The sequence below is a fragment of the Pedobacter sp. NEAU-ZC8 genome (assembly GCF_059278965.1).
Map to the genome: position 1 here is coordinate 19,816 of NZ_JCAJXC010000016.1, position 19,392 is coordinate 39,207.

A 19,392-nucleotide genomic window follows, 5' to 3' on the forward strand; every position below is an offset into this window, starting at 1 on the left:
TTATTAAAATCGTTTTAAACGAATAAAGAAAATATGGCTGAAGATTTGGAAAATCAGGAAAACGATAAGATTATTAAGATCAATATCGATGAGCAGATGCGTTCTGCATACATCGATTATTCGATGTCGGTAATTGTATCTCGTGCCTTACCTGATGTACGCGACGGATTGAAACCCGTGCACCGTCGTGTTTTATATGGCATGCTCGATCTTGGGCTTGCAAACAATAAACCTTTTAAGAAATCCGCCCGTATTGTGGGTGAAGTACTGGGTAAATATCACCCGCATGGTGACTCCTCTGTTTATTATACCATGGTTCGTATGGCTCAGGAATGGAGCTTGCGTTACATGATGGTTGATGGACAGGGTAACTTCGGATCTATCGATGGTGACTCTCCGGCAGCAATGCGTTACACGGAAGCACGTTTTGCAAAGATCGCAGAAGAAATGCTTGCCGATATCAATAAAGATACGGTTGACTTTCAATTAAACTTTGACGACTCCCTGCAGGAGCCGACCGTATTACCATCTAAGGTTCCAAACCTTTTAATCAATGGTGCTTCGGGTATCGCGGTAGGTATGGCGACCAACATGCCACCTCATAACATTACAGAGGTGATCAATGCCACGGTTGCTTACATTGAAGATAAAGAAATTACCGTTCAGGACCTGATGAAACACATCAAGGCACCTGATTTCCCTACCGGTGCAATCATCTATGGTTATGCTGGTGTACAGGAAGCTTTTGAAACTGGTCGCGGACGTATTGTGATGCGCGCCAAGGCAGAGATTGAAACCAATAAGGATCGTGAGAGCATTATTGTTACCGAGATCCCTTACCAGGTGAACAAAGCGATCATGATTGAGCGTACCGCTGAACTGATCGGTGAGAAGAAGATCGAAGGTATCTCCAATATTAAAGACGAATCGAACAAGGATGGTATCCGTATCGTTTACGAAATTAAACGTGATGCGAATGCCAGCATTGTATTAAATAACTTATTTAAACAAACGGCGCTACAAACCTCATTCAGTGTAAATAACATTGCCTTGGTTAACGGTCGTCCGCAGTTGTTGAACCTTAGAGACCTGATCCGTCATTTCGTGGATCACCGGCATGAGGTTGTAATCCGCAGAACGAAGTTCGAGCTTGCAGAAGCGCAGAAACGTGCACACATCCTGGAAGGTTTATTGATCGCATTGGATCACCTCGATGAAGTGATCCGCTTGATCCGCTCTTCAAACACACCTGAGGAAGCAAGGGTTGGCTTGATGGAGCAGTTTGGCTTAAGTGACATTCAGGCAAGAGCAATTCTTGACATGACGCTCCGTAGGTTAACTGGCCTTGAGCGTGATAAGATCAAAGAAGAGTACAACGAGTTAATGAAAACCATCGAGTACTTACAATCCGTACTTGCAGACGAAGGTCTTAGAATGCAGATCATCAAAGATGAGCTTGCAGAGATGGTGGAGAAATATGGTGATGAGCGCAGAACATCTATCGTGCACTCGGCTGATGATATGAGCATGGAAGACTTCATCGAAGATGAAGACGTGGTGATCACGATCTCCCATGAAGGTTATATCAAACGGACACCAGCTACAGAATACCGTACACAAGCAAGAGGTGGTAAAGGATCCAAAGGAAGTGATTCCAGAAATGAGGACTTTATTGAGCACCTGTTAGTGGCTTCGAACCACAACTACATGTTGTTTTTCACCGAAAGTGGACGTTGTTTCTGGTTAAGAGTATACGAAATACCTGAAGGTTCACGTTTGAGCAAAGGACGTGCGATACAGAACATCATCAATATCCCGAAAGAAGAGAAGATCAAGGCGTACATCAAGGTTAAAAACCTGAAAGATCAGGATTACCTGGAGAACAACTTCATCATCATGTGTACCAAGAAAGGTACCATCAAGAAAACTTCTCTGGAGGCTTATTCAAGACCACGTGTTAATGGTATCAATGCCATCAACATCAACGAAGGTGATCAGCTTTTAGAGGCTAGCTTAACTAGTGGTTCAAGCGAGATTGTAATGGCTCTTCGTTCGGGTCGTGCGATCCGTTTCAATGAGTCAACAGTACGCCCAATGGGGAGAACTGCCACAGGTGTAAGGGGCGTAACACTAGCGCACGAGCAGGATGAAGTGGTTGGCATGATTGCTGTTGATGATACCAGTGCAACGGTCCTAGTGGTATCGGAGAAAGGCTACGGTAAACGTACAGACATTGAAGATTACCGGGTAACGAACCGTGGTGGTAAGGGTGTAAAAACCATCAGCATCACCGAGAAAACTGGAGACTTAATTGCCATTAAAAACGTTACCGATGCAGACGATCTGATGATCATCAACCGTTCAGGTATTGTGATCCGTATCGCTGTTCGTGATCTAAGGGTAATGGGAAGAGCTACACAAGGGGTGAAGCTGATCAACCTGAAAGGTACTGACGCGATTGCTTCGGTTGCTAAGATTGAGCATGAAGAGGAAGAAGAGCTGGAAGCAGTATTGGAGAAGTTAGATGCTGAAGCAGGTGATGCGGAAAGTGTTCTGGCTGATGGGACGGAAGTAGCGCCGGAAGCTGATGCGGAAGAGGCGGATACCAATGAAGATGATGATGCTGATGACGCGGACGCTAATGAAGAGGAACCAATAAACTAAACTTATAAATTAAAATTGTAACAAAAATTATGAAAAAAGTACTTTTAAGTATATTGTTAGCGGGAGTAGGTACTGCTACCTTTGCGCAGAAAAGTGAAGTTGCAGAGGCAAAGAAAGCCTGGGGCATTTACCAGCTAACCGGAGCAACCGGCGGTGATATTGCTAAGAAATTAGAGACCCTGAACGCTGCAATAAAACGTACTGATGCTGCAATTGTTCATGAAAAGACTAAAGACTTACCTGAAGCATGGACGTATCGTGCACTTTTGACTTCTGCAGCAGCTTTAGCTGATACTGCTAATCTTCAAAATGCGGATACTTACCTTAAAGTTGCACAGGAATCGGTTGAGAAAGCAAAAACTTTAGATACTAAAGGTTCTGAAAAAGAGAACATCGAACAAGCACAGCTGAACATCAGCAATGCGGTAAGAAATATCGGTGTATTGGCTTATCAGAAGAAAGATTTCAAAACCGCTTACGAGAAATTTAACCAGGCGACAGTTTTAAACCCAACGGATACTGCAATGTATCTGAACGCGGGTATTGCTGCACGTGGCTTGGAAGATTATCCTAAAATGATCAATTCATACAAAAAGGTGATCTCTTTAAATCACCCTGAATCGGCTGCTTTATACGAGGAGATCGTTTCTACGCAATTGACTGCACAGAAAGATACTGCTGCTGCGATGGCATCGATCACTGAAGCTAAAGCGAAGTATCCTGAAAACATCAATTTCATTACCAGTGAAACACAGATCTACCTTCAACAAGGTGATGTGGACAAAGCAGAAAGTGCTTTAACATCATTGGTTGCTAAACAACCAGGTAATGCGACCTTCCAGGCTGCATTGGGTAACGTTTATCTGCAACAAGCTTTGAAAATTCAAGGTAACATGAACAAAATTGATGCAAAGAACGTTAAGGCAATGAATGCTGCTAAGGACAAAAGAGATGGATTGGTTGAAAAATCTATTCCTTTCTTCACCAAGGCATTGGAGATCGATCCTAAGAATGTTGGTGCTTTAGAAAACCTGAAAACCATTTACACATTCAAAAACGATACAAAGAACTACAATGACATCAAAGCGCGTCTTGATGCGATTCAGCAATAAGTCGAGTTAACTTTTGGAGAAAGAGCCTGTATCATAAATCATGATCAGGCTCTTTTTCATATAACAGGTTTCTGTGATTGTTACCGCTGGAGCCATTAGGGGCGAAAGGGTATTAAAAAGACTTCTTTCAGGCCTTATCATCAGAATCAACTGGTGATGCTTCCCTTTTTTTTATAGATTTGTTATTCAATCACGATTATGAATAGAAAAGCCTTTTTACCGATTATTCTGTTTTTAATTACTTTTCAAGCGAATGCACAGAAGAGCCAGCTGAGAATTGCCCGAAATACTATTGGCAAGCTGCAGGCGGCTATTGTTGCAAAAGCGGACGTGAATAGCCAGATTAATATTGTAGGAGAGGGGCTTAAAGCAACAATGTCTGCGCAGCAGGACCGGAAGACAAAAAAATACCCGGAGACTTGGGCAATTGGCGCTTACCTGAATTCTTATCTGGCACTGATTGATTCAAAGGACCCGGATAAGTATTATCAGGATGCATTAGCGTTGATTGACACGGCGAAGCAACTGGATCGTTTCCACGAAAATGAAAAGCTATTGAATGCGGCGCTGCTAAATACCTTCGTGATCAAGCAGGATAAAGCCAACCGTGCATTTAATAACTACGATTATGCAACCGCATTAGGCTACCTGAGGGAGCTGAGTGACTATTTTCCACAGGATAGTACTTTAGCCCTTAATACAGCCATTGCATCTCAGAACCTGCGCAAATATGATCAGGCATTGATCTACTATAATCGTGCAATTGAAACGGGTGCCGCAAACCCAGTAATTTACCAGCATCTCGCGGAGATCTATTCTTCGAAATTCGACGTTGAGAATGCGATCAAGGTTTTAGAAACCGGGCAGAAACGTAATCCTGCTAATACATTTATCCTTAATGATCTGGTAAATATGCTTCTGGATAATGAGCGTTATGACCGGGCGGAAAAAGCTTTGGAAGACGCCATCAGGCTTGAAGGACAGAATAAAGAGCTGTATTACCTTTATGGCTATCTTAAACAGCTTAGAAAGCAGCATACACAAGCAGAGACGGCTTATAACACGGCCTTGGCGATGGACCCGAATTACTTTCCTGCCTTGTACCAACTGGGCATGGTTTATATTGAAATGGGTAACGAAACACTGAAGTCGAACAATGAAAACCGGCTGCAGTTGTATGAAGAACAGATCAACAAGTCTGAGAACATTCTGACACATGCTTATGAGATTGCTCCAAATGACAGGCAGACCATTCAGTTGCTCATTGAGATCAACACTAGAAAGCAACGCTACGACAAAGTAGATGAACTGAAGGAAAGACTTCAGGAGTTTTAATTCAACAAGCGAAGACTACAAGAGTTTTGTTCAAAAAGATTAGCATTGTAGTGCTTTCAGGGTGGAATTGATTGTAAGAGCAATGACTCTCGTTTTAGCATCAAAATACTTAAAGTGCTTTTAGGGTGGAATTGATTGTAAGAGCGATTACTGGCGTTCTAGCATCGAAATACTTTATTAATCCAAGTTAATACAAACAGAGGTTGGAGGCAACGCTCGAAACACGAGCTGGTTGGCCAGTAGTCACGATGCTTCTTATGCGCTACTTAACATAATATTAATTATAGGAATTAATAGTGGTTTAAGATCAGGAAGGTGTTTTTCGTGAGATTTGCCCGGATCAGGCTTTGAACTGAGCTGTAATATACAAAAGATTACCCATGTTCTTTGCAATTACATCTGAATGGCTTCATTCTAAGCATGTGCTCAAATTCAAGGATCTCGGAGGTTTGTTTATGAATCTTTTCCATGCTGACCGTCTTTAAATTCTTTTATGCCTTGGCCTAAGCCGCGCATAAGTTCTGGTATTTTTTTACCGCCAAACAGCAGTAATATTGCTAAAAGGATAATCAGGATCTCTTGCGTGCCGAGTGCTGCTAAGATGATTGCGTTTGTCATATTTTCCAGAATTATTGGTTTTAAATTTAAATTTATTGAGTACTTAAGAATCAAGCTATTGACCGTCTATGGTAAACCCAGTAGACTACTATTGGATAGACAAAAAGATTAAACAAGGTATTGGTGATCAATCCGCCGATAACCACAACGGCCAGCGGCTTCGATGCTTCCGAGCCGATGCCTGTAGATAATGCTGCAGGCAGCAAGCCTATGGCAGCCATCAAGGCGGTCATAACCACGGGTCTTATCCTTGATTCCAGGCCCTCGTTTAACGCATCCACAAACGTCCAGTCGGGCCTGTACTTCAGTTCTGCAAAATTGCTTTTAAACCTGGTGATGAGGATCACACCATTCTGCACGCAGATACCAAATAATGCGATAAAGCCGATCCCGGCTGAGATGTTGAAGTTTATACCGGTTGCAAGCAGCGCCATAATACCGCCCACCATGGCAAAGGGTACATTGTTCAAGACGAGCAGTGAATCCCGGATGTTGCCAAATAGTACAAACAAAATCAGGAAGATGAGCAATAAACTTATTGGAACAGCCTGTGACAGGCGGTGTGCTGCGCGCTGCTGATTTTCAAAATCTCCGGCCCATTCTAAGCTGTAACTTGGTGGCAGGCTGATCTGTTCCTTTACTTTGGCCTGAGCCTCGTTGATCACGCTACCCATATCACGGCCACGAATGGAAAACTTAATTGCGCCATAACGTTGATGTTTATCGCGGTAAATCATACTCGGTCCGGTAATTTTGGTGATCTTAGAGATTTCAGCTAAAGGAATTTTTCCACCGGAAATGTTTGGGATCATGAGCTTACCGATGGCGCGCTCATCCCCTCGGAAATCCTCTGGATAACGGATGATGAGGTCAAATTTCCGTTCTCCTTCATAGATTTCGGTTGCAGCCTTCCCTCCTATAGCCATTTCAATTACGGCGTTTGCATCGGCAGTGGTAACGCCGTACAGCGCCATTTTTGCCTGATCCAGATTGATCTGCAGCTCCGGCTGTCCCAGATTGCGTAAAATGCCAAGATCTTCAATACCTTCGATGTTTTGGAGAATGTTAAAGATCTTCTCTTCTTCCCTTTCTATAATGCCGAAATCTTCTCCAAACATTTTAACCACGATGGAGCCTTTAACGCCCGATACCGCTTCTTCTACGTTGTCTGAAATGGGTTGAGAGAAGTTCAGGCTTATGCCTGGAAAGTCTTTCAAACGCGCCTGCATACGTTCAATAAGTGCCTCCTTGGATTGTTTGACTTTCCAATCTTTCTTGGGATAGATATCAACGTGAAACTCCATATTGTAAAACCCGGTAGCATCCGTACCATCATTTGGTCGGCCGGTCTGTGACATGACTTGCTTGACTTCATCAAATTCCAGGAATATTTTGCGCATCTGGTCGGAAAGCTTCTTAGTTTCATCCAGAGAGATGCTCAGTGGGCCGGTTGCACGCACGTAAATGGAACCCTCATCGAGGTTCGGCAGGAATTCGCTGCCCAGAAATTTGAAGCTGAACAGCCCCCCAATAAGACATAATATGGAGATCCCGAAGACCGCCTTGCGAAGCCTGAAACAGCTTTTAAATATCCGCATGGTATGTTTAATGAGGAAATCAAGAAAACGATTGTGCTTTTCCCGAACATCCTTTTTCAGCAGTAATCCAGCCAAGGCTGGAACCAGTGTGAACGTGAGCAGCAGTGCCCCAAGTAGGGCAAAACTTAAGGTCCATGCTAAGGGAGAAAACATCTTGCCCTCCACTTTTTCAAAGGTGAATATTGGCAGCAAGCCGGTTATGATGATGAGCTTAGCGAAAAAGATACCTTTACCATTCTCGAGGGAGGCCTTTTTGATTACCCCCAATTTACTCATCTGGTTGAACTTATCCATGCCAACGGTCTTGGCTTTATGATCCAGTGCTACGAAGATGCCTTCCACCATTACCACCGCACCATCTATGATAATTCCAAAATCAATCGCACCCATGGAGAGCAGGTTTGCTGACATGCCTTTTAACTTCAGACATATAAAGGCGAATAAAAGCGCTAAAGGAATGATGATGGACACGATGAGCGTTGTTCGCCAATCGGCCATAAACAGAAATACGATGAGCGTTACAAAAATTATTCCCTCCAGCATATTCCCCATAACCGTATGGGTGGCATAAGTAACAAGATCTTCACGGTCGTAGAATGGGCTTATTTTTACGTCCTCTGGCAGTATGGAAGTATTTATAACCTCTATTTTCTCTTTCAGGCGTGCAATTACTTCAGTAGGATTTTGCCCTTTTCGCATTACCACAATACCTTCCACCACATCAGGGTCTAAATCCCTTCCGACCTGTCCGAGTCGTGGAAGCGCGGATTCCGTAACATCAGCAATGGTTTTTACATAAATCGGCGTGCCATTAAAGTTATCTACAACTACATTCCTGATCTCTTCAATGTTGTTTAGAACGCCAATTCCCCGAACTACATAGGCTTGTCCACTCTGAACGATCACATCTCCGCCAACATTAACATTGCTCTTCGATACCGCCTCAAAAAGTTCCGTAGCACTTACATCGTACTGAATTGCTTTCTGCGGATCTACCGTGATCTGATAGGTCTTCACCTCTCCACCGAAACTTACAACATCGGCAATGCCCGGAACGGAGAGCAGCTCACGTTGAATCACCCAATCCTGCAGGGTTTTCAACTCCCGAACGGACTTTACGTCGCTTGTTAACGTGTATCTAAAGATCTCCCCTGTAGGACCATATGGCGGTTGCACCTCCGGCTTTAGCCCCTCAGGGAGATCTGCTTCCTCCAGGTGATTATTGACCTGAACCCTGGCAAACGCATAATCAACATCATCCTCGAAGGTTACTTTTACGATCGACAAGCCAAACAAGGAAGACGAGCGAATACTGGTACGTTTCTCCGTAGGGTTCATTGCGATCTCCAGAGGCCGGCTCACGAACTTCTCCACTTCCTCTGCACTCCTCCCGGGCCATTGCGTGATGATGGTGATATTGGTGTTTGTAACGTCCGGGAATGCCTCTATTGTAGTCTGCTTGAAACTTAGGTATCCCGCAAGTATCATGATGAATGTACCAATGAATATGAAGTACTTATTCTTCAGGGAAAAGACGATGATGTTCTTGATGATTTTGTTCATTTTGGTTGAATGACGCTCCTGATTAATTCTTTAAACTTTCGTAAATAAATACCTGCTTTGAGGCTATGATACGATCACCAGCTTCCAATCCTTTGGCGATATAAGCAAGGCCGGCATTTTGCCTGCTTATTTTTACTTCTTGTATCTTTACTTTGTTCCTGGCGTCAAGCAGCAATACATAGTTCTTGTTATCATCGAAGATGATCCCTCTGGATTGAACCACCGGGAGGTTTATACCAGACTTGGATTGAATTTTGGCAGTAGCCAGCATGCCAGGTTTAAGGATTAAGTTTGGATTGGAAAGGTTGACCTTCGCATTTATGACTTTACGCTCTACATCCAGGACATTGAAAATTTTATCAACCTGTCCCTTGAAGGACCGGTCCGGATAAGACAACAAGGTGATTGTAACATCATCTCCTTCACTGACCCTCGGTAAATCAGACTCATAAATATTCACTAAGGCGGAAACTTCGGATAGATCTGCTACAGCAAACAGCGCCTGGTCGTTGTCGGGACGCAGCTGCATGTTTGAGCTAATATTTTTTTCGACAACAAAGCCAGAAATTGGAGAAGCGATGCTATACTGACCAGAAGTTTTCCCGCCATTGAGTGTTAAGATTGACCTGGCCCTGGAAAGTTCTGCCTGCTTGACCACCACATCATTTCTAGCTTCCTCAAGCTCTTTAGCCGAACTTAGGCCGCTACGATATAGACTCTCTGCCTGATCCAGGTTCCGCCTGGCATTTGCAAGATCCGCTTCTGCCGTGATCACGTCCTTTTCATATGCGGCCATCTCTGCACTTACCAGATTAGCAAGCTCCTGGCCTTTCTTCACATAGTCGCCAACCATGACTGAAACGTTTTTCACCGTTCCACTCACCATTGGATAAATGGCAGCTTGTCTATCTTCATTGGTGGTAATTTTTGCCGAAAAGCTAAGCGCTGAAGCGGTGTTCGCCTGTTGAACGGTATCAATCAGCAGGCGCTTTATTAGCGAGTCATTTACCTCAAACCGTTCTGCCGGTACTGGTTCAACAGCTGGGTTGCAGCTAACTGCCGCAAATGTCATCAGTACGAGAATGCTGATGTACGTTAATTGTTTGTGCATATGTTTATTTGAAAATGTTAGTGCCTGTTTGGTAATTGAGTGCCTCTTTAGCATTCATCAATTCAAATTGAAGCTTGTCCCGCTGAATTGTACTCTCCTTGTATGCATCATAGAAGTCGAGAAATTCCAGCAGACTAATATTCCGTTGCCTGAAGTTGGATATTACACCTTCCATAAGCTGGTCGAAATTCGCTTTAAAATCAACGTCCATAGCCTTGTAAACTCGTTCTATCTTGATTGCCGACTGATAGTTGGTGTAAAGTTCTGAAGCGGCTTCAGCTTCTTTTCTACTGATGGCCGCATTAGAGGCTTCTACTGCAATTTTAGCTTTCTTGATCTCGCCCTGGTTCCTATTAAAAAGTGGAATTGGCATACTGATGCCGATACCCGTATACTTTTCCGGATAATTACCTTTTAAGTCGTAGCTCAATGAGACGGCAACATCTGGAACGGCCTTAGCGTGTTGAAGGGCAAGCATATCCTGTGCATAGGTCAGGCCGGTTTTTGCCAGTTGTAGATCAGCACGGCTTACTTTAGCAGAATCTAAAAGCACTTGAAAGGGCATACTATCAGGTTTAAAATCATGGGGCGCTATCCCCTGCCCAGATAAACCAATCTCCATTGCTGGGTCGACACCGCACAGGAGCTTAAGTCGGCTTTTTAAAGCTTCTAAACCATTTTGCAGGGCAGTATATTCCATCTTTAAACCATAAAGACTGGATTTAATTCGAATAACATCCTTGTTGGCAATGTTCCCGCTTTCAAGCTGCTTTTCTGAAGCCCTGAGTAACTGGTCTAAGGCGCCAATGAGTTGATCATAAACCAAGATTGAACTTTGCGTGTAGAAGGCTTCATAAAAGGTGCTCCTCAATTCAAAGCGTAATGTGCGAATCAAATCATAATACTGCAGGTTCTCAAGCTGAAGTTCTGTCTTGGCAATTTTAATATCTTTATTCCGCTTACCTGCCAACCTGATCAGTTGAGTAAGTGACCCTGAAAATTGTCCATAGGCCATTGAGGTTTGTAGAAATTTGCCGCTTTCCTGATTGTAGAACAGGTTTTCGTAACTCAATTCAGGATTCTCGAACAGTTTTGCTGTGATGATGTTTGCCCGGGATTGTTCAACCTGGTACCCTTGAGCAATTAACTCTGCATTATTTTGCAGGAACAGTTTTTCGGCTTCCTGTAAGGTCAGGTCAGCCGATTTCTTCTTATCGATCGAGCCAGGTGATTGCTGGCCCAGAGCGGCAGCAAATGGTATTAAAACAAGTAAACTAATACGGATAACAAGTGCTTTCATTTGCGCCAAAGGTATCCCAGGCGCATTAAAGCGGAATTAAAGCCAAATTAAAACGGCATTAAAGTCGGGGAAAGCAGATCTTGAACGTGCTGCCATGGCTACCGCTGTCTTCCAGGACGAGCGTACCTTTAAACAAGCTAATGATCTTTTTAGCCATGAATAATCCCATACCAGTGACGTGTTTTTCCTGCTTTATCGCAGCGCTGTAGAATGGTTCAAATATGAACGGGCGGTCGGCCTCCGCAATTCCCGGACCGGCATCGCTGATCCTGATGATGAAACCCTCAGACTCGTCATTCAACGAGCAACGTACGGCTTTGTCGTCTGAGAATTTAAATCCATTAGCGATGATATTGTTGAATGCTATTTTAAGCAATGTCGGGTTAGCAGATACCGTTAGATCCTGTTGGTGTTTAGCATCAAACTTCAGGATCAGCTCGGCGGCATGTGCTCTGCGACTCCATTCTTCCTGGATCGTAAGCATCATTGCGGTTAAACTAACATCCTCCAGGTTAGCAGAAGCATATTCAACATCTGCTTGCGCCAGCCCTAAAAGTCCGGTTATAATGCCATTCATCTTTTCTGCGTCTTCAAGGATGGAATTTAATGCCTTCTGGTAATCCTCAACCGATCGTTCTCTGGAAAGCGCAATCTCCGCACCTATCATCATGCTGGTTACCGGCGTGCGTAGTTCATGTGAAGCGTTTGCGATGAAGGTTTTCTGTAACACAAAGGCTTGTTCCAGGTGCTCCATCAACTTGTTGAAGTTTGCTGCCAGAAGATTGATCTCGTCTTTATTGGTTCCTTCCTGAACCCTAAAGTCCAGGTTGTTCGACTTAATTTGCTTCACCTCTTCAATGAAGATACCCAAGGGTTTCAAAATATGCGCAGCAATTTTCCTCGCCGAGAGTAACAACACGACAAAGATGATCATGAATATGAAAAACATTACTGTTTTTAGCTTTTCGAGCCGGTAAAATGTACTTTGATCAACAGCGGAGGCAATGATCACGAAGTCACCCTGATTATCGCGGTAGAATATGCCTACAACCTGGCTGGAACCATTCTTGAACCTTACTTTTCCTTGCTGCCGGATCTTTTCAATCATTTGACTGTCCCATGTGCTACTGTTATCATCAATGAACACGGGGTTGTTCTGCGCATCATATATGCGTATGAATTCGCCGTTAAGTTTGTCCAGGTACTGGTTTCTGTTGCGTCGGAGTGCATCAGTCGATATTTCATCTGCTTCAAGGTAAAGGTTTGCCGTGACGCGGGTGCGATCACTGAGGCGGTCGAAAAAATCGGATTCCATGAACTTTGAAAACACAAAATAGGTTGCCGACAGCACGATCAGCAGCATCAAGGTACTGGCTAGGGTAAAATAAATAGCAAGCCGGTCTTTGATCTTCATGTTAGGACTTAAGGATATATCCCAGGTTAATCTTCGTGTGAATCAGCTTCTTGCTAAAGCCTTTTTCAACCTTGTTCCGTAAAAAGTTTACGTACACGTCAACCACGTTCGTTCCTGTGTCAAAATTAACGTCCCAGGCTTGCTCGGCAATGAACTGCCTTGATAATAAACGGTTCGGATGGCGTAGAAAGACTTCCAGTAAGGCGAGTTCTTTCGCAGTAAGCAAAATAGGTGTTCCCGCACGCTGAACTTCCTTACTTAGGGTATTAAGACTTAGATCTTCGTAGCTAAGCACGACCGTCTCTTCCTTTGTGCCGGATGTTGTTCGCCGTAACAAGGCTTCAATTCTAACCAGAAGTTCTCTGAAATGAAATGGCTTCAATAGATAATCATCGGCTCCGCTATTAAAACCTTCAACCTTATCATCTACTGTGCCCAGAGCCGTTAACATCAATATTGGTATTTTTACATCATTCGCTCTGAGCTGGCGACAAATTTCAATACCGGACAGCTCAGGTAACATCACGTCCAGAATCAGCAAGTCGAACTCCTGGGTCGAAAATGCTTGATATCCGATTCTGCCGTTTGTGAAGGCATTTACTTCATAGCCATGCTCCTCCAGCCCAGCTTTAATTAAACCGGAAATCTTTTGATCATCTTCTGCTATTCCAATTTTTGGCATATGCCTCAAAGGTAGCTATTCAGGCATTACATTTGTTTGCATCAGGGTCTTGATCTGGTAAATGTTTCTAAATTTGCCGATGTTACTAATTTCCGCTAAACAACGATATGCTTAATAAACCGATAAGAAGCACACAGGATTTTTTATTAAGTACATATTTTGCTGATGGACTAAAAATAACAGTTGGCGTACTACTACCCTCATTAATTCTGGCTCAATATGGTTTATTGAGATATGGGATGACCTTATCATTAGGTGCGCTCTGCGTGAGTATTGTAGATACTCCGGGTCCGATCGCCCATCGGAGAAATGCCATGTTGATCACTACAGCATTGATTACCGTCATCAGTCTGATCATCGGGTTAATAAACCGGAATTACTATCTCACTGGCATTATATTAACCGCTTTCAGTTTCTTTTTTACCATGCTTTCGGTATATGGCATTCGGGCAGGTGCCGTGGGTACCGCTTGCTTGCTCATCTTTGTTCTTAGTATTGACGATGTCCGTCGATGGGAAGATGTTATGATACATGGCGGTTTGGTGTTAATTGGAAGTCTCTGGTATACCGCGCTGAGTTATTTTTTCTACCGGTTACGGCCTTACCGGATCGTGCAGCAAACGCTCAGCGACTGCATCATGGAGATTAGTGAATTTTTAAGGTCGAAAGCCAAGTTCTACAAGCAGAATACCAACTTTGATGAGAACTACGCTGAACTGCTCAACCTGCAAATTCAGGTGCACGAGAAACAAGATGCTGTTCGGGATGTATTATTCAGGACCCGGGAAATTGTAAGAGATTCGACGCCCGAAGGGAGATTTCTGATGCTCGTGTTTGTCGATATGGTCGATCTTTTCGAGCAGATCATGTCTACCTATTACAACTACAAAGAGCTTCATGATCAATTTGATTCTACCGGAATCCTGGCCAAATACGAAGCTGTGATCTTGAAAATTGCGCACGAACTGGACGAACAAGCCTTTGCTTTAAAGAGCGGAGGAACGCCGGAAAAACCGGTTCAACTGATAAAAGACGTGCAGGCGCTAAAACAGGAAATCAGCGAACTCGAGCGCAATAATGTTAATGGGAAGTTTAACACGCTAGGTATTATTGCCCTGCGAAATATAGAAGTAAATATTGAGAACATCCTGAACCGTGTGGTTACGGTAAACCGCTATTTCGATAAAGGGGAAAAGAAGAAAATTGAAGGACGTTCGATCGATACAGAGCGCTTCTTAACCCGGCAAAACATTGACCAGAAGCTCTTCTTTGAAAACCTGACCTTCCAGTCTTCCACCTTCAGACATGCTGTGCGGGTAGCTATTGTAATGCTCGTCGGTTACCTGATTTCGAGGTCCCTGGACTTCTCACACAGTTACTGGATCTTGCTCACCATCCTGGTGATCTCCAAACCAGGCTTTAGCCTTACTAAAGAACGTAATTCTCAGCGGATTATCGGTACCCTGGTTGGTGCCGGGATCGGTATTCTCGCACTGCAATTTATTCACGATAAAGATGCACTGTTCTTTATTCTGCTGATCTGCATGATTGCCTCTTACAGCTTTCAGCGCAAAAACTACGTAGTTAGCGTCGTTTTTATGACGCCGTATGTGATCATCCTGTTTCAATTTTTAGGTATGGGTGGAATTTCAGTGGCCACGGAACGAATTTACGATACGCTTATCGGCTCTGGTATCGCATTTCTCGCCAGCTATTTCCTGTTTCCAAATTGGGAACACGAAAAGTTAAAAAGTGACATGTTGCATATGCTCATCGCAAACTGCAGCTACTTCAACCAGGTTAGTTCATTATTTTTCGAGAACACTAAAGATTTCACGAATTATAAAGTCGCTCGAAAAGAAGTCTATGTTGCCACAGCGAATCTTTCCTCATTGTTTCAACGGATGTTTTCGGAACCAAAAAGTAAACAGTTCATGATAAAAGAGCTTCATCAGTTTACGGCTTTAAACCACTTGCTTTCGTCTTATATTGCAACACTGGCACTCTATTACAAAGAGCATGATTTTACGCTCGAACATCTTGACCTGATTAGGCCATTGACGGAGAACACAGCCTACCTGATCACACAATCACAGGAAAGCCTCAAATTCCATAAGGACGAAAAGAACAACGTTCCTTTGATCAAAATCAAGAAGGAGGATCAGGTCGAATTAAGCCAGAATGAAGAGTCGGTATTTCAGCAGTTCATCACCATTCAGAAAGTTGCGTACGACATCTATAAGCTTACTGAAAAACTGAAGGTTTAAAAACCTTCAGTTTAACCAACCATCTCTTCAGCAGACAGGATATGTTTCTTTCCCACACGGCTTCTTTCGAAGATCAGATTCGCGACTAATGCCGTCCAGCCGGTTTGATGTGCAGCGCCTAATCCCCTTCCGGTATCTCCATGGAAATATTCGTTAAACAGAATGTAGTCTTTAAAGTGTGGGTCATGTTGCAGCAGTTCGTTGTCGCCGAAACAGGCCCTTCTACCCTTTTCATCTAGCGTGAAAATTCCGATTAGCCTCTCACTAAGTGCGTCTGCAATTTCATCCAGTGAAAGCATGTTTCCGGATCCTGTAGGATATTCAACGGTAAAATCTTCACTGAAGTAATCATTAAACTTCTTGATACTTTGCACGATCAGGTAATTCATGGGCATCCAAATTGGCCCACGCCAATTACTGTTACCGCCGAACATACTGCTGTCGCTTTCGCCAGGTAAATACGCCACAACGAACTGCTCTCCACTACTGTTAAACACATATGGTTTTTCCTCATATTGTTTTGATAAGCTTCGTATACCATAATCACTCAGAAATTCAGATGTATCAAGCATCCTATGTAAAATCCTTTTCATCCGGTGACCTCTGAGCAGACTTAAAAGGTGTTTGTTTTCAGAACCTGTTTCTGTCCATCTCGAAACCAGAGAAGCCAGGTCCGGGCGATGTTCCAGGAACCACTGCATCCGCTCAGCAAACTGCGGCAATTTCTTCAAGGTTTCTTCCTTGATAACCTCAACTGCAAAAAGTGGAACAAGTCCAACCATGCTAACAAGTTTTAGCTTTACTGCACGGCCATCACCTAACTGAAGTTCATCATAGAAAAATTCATCTTCTTCATCCCATAATCCAGTATCATCTGGCCCCATGATGTTCATGATCGCCCCGGCGATATACAAGAAATGTTCAAAGAATTTGGTGGCCATATCTTCATACACCCGGTTGTTGAGTGCAAGTTCCAGAGAGATATGCATCATATTTAACGCATACATAGCCATCCAGCTCGTACCATCAGCCTGTTCAATGGTCATCCCTGAAGGCAGCTTCATGCTCCGGTCGAAAATTCCGATGTTATCCAATCCGAGGAAACCTCCACCAAACACATTCGTGCCCGCATGGTCTTTCCGATTTACCCACCAGGTAAAGTTGATCAGCAATTTCTGGAATATGGACTCTAGAAAAGGCAGGTCACCTTTCCCATCGTTGTTTTTCATATCCATCTTATACACTTCCCATGCAGCCCAGGCATGTACCGGTGGATTGGTATCATCGAAGTTAAACTCGTAGGCCGGAAGCTGTCCGTTAGGATGCATGTACCATTCTTTCGTAAGCAGTAACAGTTGATGTTTTGCAAATTCTGCATCAACAAGGGCAAAAGTCACGCAGTGGAAGGCCAGATCCCAGGCAGCGAACCATGGGAATTCCCACTTATCCGGCATTGATATTACGTCAGCACTGTTCAAATGCTTCCAATTTACATTCCTCGAGTTCGAATGTTCATATGGCGGTTCAGGACTTGTGGGGTCGCCCTTAAGCCACTTCCGCACGTTGTAATCATAAAACTGCTTGTTCCAGAGTAAGCCTGCAAGCGCCTGTCGCTGAATATTCTTTTGATCCTGGTCTTCGAGGTCCGCTTGAAGCTCATTATAAAACTCGTCAGTCTGGAAAATACGCTCATTAAAAATCTCGTTAAAGTCAATAAATGGCAGTTCCAAACTATCCTTACTCAGGCGTAGCTGTATGGTTGCAGATTGGCCACCTTCAATTTCAAGCGTATACAAGGCTGCTGCCTTAGTGCCGGTCTGCGCCGGATTTACGGCATCTTGTTTTTGGTTAACTATATAATCGTTGATCCCGTCCTTGAAATACCCTTTTTGCTCCACAGCGTTGTACAGCCTGTTCGGATTGCTTTCATTTTCTGTAAACAACCAGGTGGCAGGCCTGTCAGCATATAGGTAGTAACGTCCAAGATGTTTTTCCCAAACCTCCAGTGTCGTGCCACTTTTTTTGGATAGCTGAGCATGTTTCTCGTGATACCCCCAGGACCAGCGATTTCTGAACCAGATGGTAGGCAAAATGGTTAATGGAGCGGTATCTTCATGCCTGTTATGGGCGGTAATCTTTATCAGAATATCTTCTTGCGCGGACTTAGCGTATTCAATGAAGATATCGAAGTATGCGTTATCGTTAAATATACCCGTATCGATGAGATCGAATTCAGGTTCGGCCCTGCTGCGTGTACGGTTTTCTGCCCGAAGTTCTTCATAGGGAAATGCATTGTGAGGATACTTGTACAGCATCTTCATATAGGAATGCGTTGGTGAAGAATCCAGATAATAATATTGTTCTTTAACATCTTCCCCATGGTTCCCCTCGTTATTGGACAGGCCAAAAAGGTTTTCCTTGATTATGCGGTCTTTGCCATTCCAGAACGCCGGCGCAAAGCATAGATATTGTTTTTCATCTGATATTCCGCCGATGCCTTCTTCCCCCCATCTCCATGCTTTACTGCGGGCCATTTCATGTGTTACAGATTGCCAAACATCGCCATTGGCGCTATAATCTTCTCTAACTGTTCCCCACTGTCGGTTTGATACGTATGGGCCCCACTTTTTCCAATTTGCTATCGCTAAGCGCTTCGATTCCTGATTCATGTATTGAAAGTATAGTTTGGCTTTAAGATACTTCAGCCCCTTTGCAGGGACTAAGCTATTTTTTCTCTTGTTGGCCTTGTCCTGTAAAGGTAAGATTTTTCAGAGATGACTGCACTGTTATAGTATTCAGCGACTTGTATCAAATTAAACACTAAATTTCATGCCACATAAACATAATGATCAAACTTAATCATCTTAATCACAGGCAGTTTTAAGTTTTCCCTGCCATAACTGCCGAAGTTTTGTTAATGCTTTTTCCTAACTTGACTTAAATTTTTAAAAATGAAAATCGCAACCTATAATGTAAATGGTATAAACGGGCGCCTGCCGGTATTGCTAAGATGGCTGGCGGAAACACAGCCAGATGTTGTTTGCTTACAGGAATTGAAAGCGCCGGACGAAAAATTCCCAGAACAGGCGATTGCTGAAGCTGGATATAACGCAATTTGGCATGGACAGAAAAGCTGGAACGGTGTGGCAATTCTTGCGCGTAATCTGGAGATTAAGGAACTACGCCGCGGTTTACCGGGCGATGCCGAAGATTTGCAAAGCCGGTACATTGAGGCGTTGGTCAATAATGTCGTGATTGGTTGTCTGTACCTCCCCAATGGTAATCCAGCTCCGGGGCCAAAATTGGAGTACAAGCTTCGCTGGTTTGAACGCCTGCATAACCATGCTGAACAGCTTCTAAGTTACGATATGCCAGTGATCCTTACTGGTGACTTCAACGTCATGCCTACCGAGTTAGATGTGTACAAGCCGGAACGTTGGGTCGAGGATGCCCTCTTCAGACACGAAGTGCGGACGGCCTTCCACAATTTAGTTGCACAAGGATGGACCGATGCCTTGAGAACCTTACATCCTGAGGAAGTCATTTATACCTTCTTCGACTACTTCCGCAATGCTTATGGCCGTAATGCAGGACTTCGTATTGACCATTTTTTACTCAGCCCGCAATTAAAAGGAAGGCTACGGGCAGCTGAAGTTGACCGTCATGTGCGAGGCTGGGAAAAAACAAGTGATCACGCGCCAGTGTGGATCGAAATTGAAAACTTATAA

At 43.7% G+C, this 19,392-nt stretch carries 12 protein-coding genes; 5 read left to right on the forward strand and 7 right to left on the reverse strand.

The features are described 5' to 3' along the window. Positions 1–33: 33 nt before the first annotated feature. The 3 genes from gyrA (at position 34) to AC5WJX_RS13335 (ending at position 5,111) form a co-directional block, all read left to right on the forward strand. A complete protein-coding gene (gyrA, locus tag AC5WJX_RS13325) occupies positions 34–2,664 on the forward strand; it encodes a DNA gyrase subunit A (protein WP_494484906.1) in 2,631 nt (876 codons plus the stop codon). 29 nt (positions 2,665–2,693) lie between these two features. Then, a complete protein-coding gene (locus AC5WJX_RS13330; RefSeq protein ID WP_494484907.1) occupies positions 2,694–3,776 on the forward strand; it encodes a tetratricopeptide repeat protein in 1,083 nt (360 codons plus the stop codon). Positions 3,777–3,974: 198 nt separating this feature from the next. After that, positions 3,975–5,111: a tetratricopeptide repeat protein gene (locus AC5WJX_RS13335; protein WP_494484908.1), complete on the forward strand. Its 1,137-nt coding sequence runs from the start codon at positions 3,975–3,977 to the stop codon at positions 5,109–5,111. A 453-nt stretch (positions 5,112–5,564) separates the two neighbouring features. Here AC5WJX_RS13335 and AC5WJX_RS13340 read toward each other — a convergent pair whose 3' ends face one another. From AC5WJX_RS13340 to AC5WJX_RS13365, 6 genes are read right to left on the reverse strand one after another with little or no spacing between them, the layout of a single operon-like run. Then, entirely contained in the window at positions 5,565–5,729 is a 165-nt protein-coding gene (locus AC5WJX_RS13340) for a Sec-independent protein translocase subunit TatA/TatB (protein WP_440429505.1), read from the reverse strand. Between the two features lie 50 nt (positions 5,730–5,779). Next, on the reverse strand, positions 5,780–8,890 hold the full coding sequence (locus AC5WJX_RS13345) for an efflux RND transporter permease subunit (protein ID WP_494484909.1): 3,111 nt from the start codon (positions 8,888–8,890) through the stop codon (positions 5,780–5,782). Positions 8,891–8,912: 22 nt separating this feature from the next. Continuing rightward, the gene (locus AC5WJX_RS13350) at positions 8,913–10,001 is read right to left on the reverse strand and encodes an efflux RND transporter periplasmic adaptor subunit (RefSeq protein ID WP_494484910.1); all 1,089 of its coding nucleotides are present in this window, start codon (positions 9,999–10,001) and stop codon (positions 8,913–8,915) included. A gap of 4 nt (positions 10,002–10,005) precedes the next feature. Then, positions 10,006–11,301 (reverse strand): TolC family protein, encoded by a 1,296-nt coding sequence (locus AC5WJX_RS13355; protein ID WP_494484911.1) that lies wholly within the window; start codon positions 11,299–11,301, stop codon positions 10,006–10,008. Positions 11,302–11,359: 58 nt separating this feature from the next. Then, the gene (locus AC5WJX_RS13360) at positions 11,360–12,715 is read right to left on the reverse strand and encodes an ATP-binding protein (RefSeq protein WP_494484912.1); all 1,356 of its coding nucleotides are present in this window, start codon (positions 12,713–12,715) and stop codon (positions 11,360–11,362) included. 1 nt (position 12,716) lies between these two features. Beyond that, positions 12,717–13,397: a response regulator transcription factor gene (locus AC5WJX_RS13365; protein WP_440429511.1), complete on the reverse strand. Its 681-nt coding sequence runs from the start codon at positions 13,395–13,397 to the stop codon at positions 12,717–12,719. Positions 13,398–13,636: 239 nt separating this feature from the next. On the opposite strand from AC5WJX_RS13365, the gene AC5WJX_RS13370 reads away from it, so the two are divergent. Further along, the gene (locus AC5WJX_RS13370) at positions 13,637–15,664 is read left to right on the forward strand and encodes an FUSC family protein (RefSeq protein ID WP_494484913.1); all 2,028 of its coding nucleotides are present in this window, start codon (positions 13,637–13,639) and stop codon (positions 15,662–15,664) included. Positions 15,665–15,675: 11 nt separating this feature from the next. Here AC5WJX_RS13370 and AC5WJX_RS13375 read toward each other — a convergent pair whose 3' ends face one another. Beyond that, entirely contained in the window at positions 15,676–18,333 is a 2,658-nt protein-coding gene (locus AC5WJX_RS13375; RefSeq protein WP_494484914.1) for an MGH1-like glycoside hydrolase domain-containing protein, read from the reverse strand. 282 nt (positions 18,334–18,615) lie between these two features. Between AC5WJX_RS13375 and xth the strand changes: the two genes are divergently transcribed. Continuing rightward, a complete protein-coding gene (gene xth, locus AC5WJX_RS13380; protein ID WP_494484915.1) occupies positions 18,616–19,392 on the forward strand; it encodes an exodeoxyribonuclease III in 777 nt (258 codons plus the stop codon).